1 protein-coding gene and 1 pseudogene are annotated in these 1,116 nt (G+C 73.5%); both read left to right on the top strand.

All coding sequences use genetic code 11. From position 1 onward, the window contains the following. Positions 1 to 345: pseudogene (locus tag AC1D01_RS35880) on the top strand (hypothetical protein); the annotation flags it as partial. A 120-nt stretch (positions 346 to 465) separates the two neighbouring features. Further along, a complete protein-coding gene (locus AC1D01_RS35885) occupies positions 466 to 990 on the top strand; it encodes a hypothetical protein (protein ID WP_477874463.1) in 525 nt (174 codons plus the stop codon). The last annotated feature ends 126 nt before the right edge of the window (positions 991 to 1,116 follow it).

A 1,116-nucleotide genomic window follows, 5' to 3' on the forward strand; every position in this document is an offset into this window, starting at 1 on the left:
GTCGAGGCGGACAAGCCGACCGATGCCGACACGCCCGCGGCGGCGGATGCCACGCCGGCACCCGCCGAGCCGGCCACCGTTGCACCGGCCGAGGCCGCACCGGCCATCCCCACCCCACCCACGCCCCCCGTGACATCGATGCCAACCGGCGGCGCGGTAGCTGCGTCTACCAGCGCGAAGCCGCCGGTCGATGCCATCGTGGCGGGCGCGACGAACCCCCGGGCCGCCTGCGGCGCGCGCGTCAATTTCGCGCTGCTGTACTGCATGCAGGCGCAATGTGCCAAGCCGCAGTTCGCGCGGCATGCGCAGTGCGACGAACTGCGTCGCGCCGGCGACGTCCAGTAGCACAAGCAGCACGGGCACATCGGGCCCCGGAACATCACAACTGGAACCGCGCACCTCCTGCCGTCACTCAGCGGGCGGGTCGGCGCAGGGCTGTCGACCGACTCACCCAGGGAGTTCGGCATGCGGCGGCTACAGCATCAGTTCAGGCAGGTTCCCCAGCACGCAGAGCGTGCGACGACACGCAGCGGCCGGCCGCACCGCTGGCACCGGCGTTTCGCCGCGCCGCCGGCGCTGAAGCGCCTGACTGCCCCGGCTCCCGCGTCGACGCCGGTGCTGACCGGCATCCACTACATGGCGATGCCCGATGCCGACAGCCGCGATGCCCTGCAGGCCCTGGTGATGGCATGGCGCCGGGCCGCCGACGCCTTCGGCGAATCGATGCTGCAGTACGCCGAGCGCCGGCTGTTCGCCGGGCCCCTCGCGCCGAAGCCGGTGCCCGGCACGCCGCCGCCCGCCGTGCGCGCCGTCTCGAGCGACGAGGTGCGGCAGTTCACGAGCCCGGTGGTGCGCATCGAGGTGCGTGCGCCCGACACGCTGGTGGCCCTCGGTGACCTGATGCTGCGCTGGTCGACGCTCGCCGAAGGCCGGGCCTGGAACTTCATCGCGATCGGCTGGCAGCGCATGCTGCTGCTGCAGGCGGCCTGAACGCGGGGATCGTCAGCCCTCGGCCGTGAACACCTCGGCCAGCGTCGGCAGCGGCGCGACCGCGCCATGCCCGCAGGTGCTGAGCGCCGCGGCGATGTTGGCCAGCCGGGCCGCGCGGTCCAGCGT

Source organism: Rhizobacter sp. P3_B12 (genome assembly GCF_056402895.1).

Bases quoted from the DNA above. Each gene is read 5' to 3' on its own strand.
- AC1D01_RS35885 (WP_477874463.1), top strand. From the start codon at position 466: ATGCGGCGGCTACAGCATCAGTTCAGGCAGGTTCCCCAGCACGCAGAG.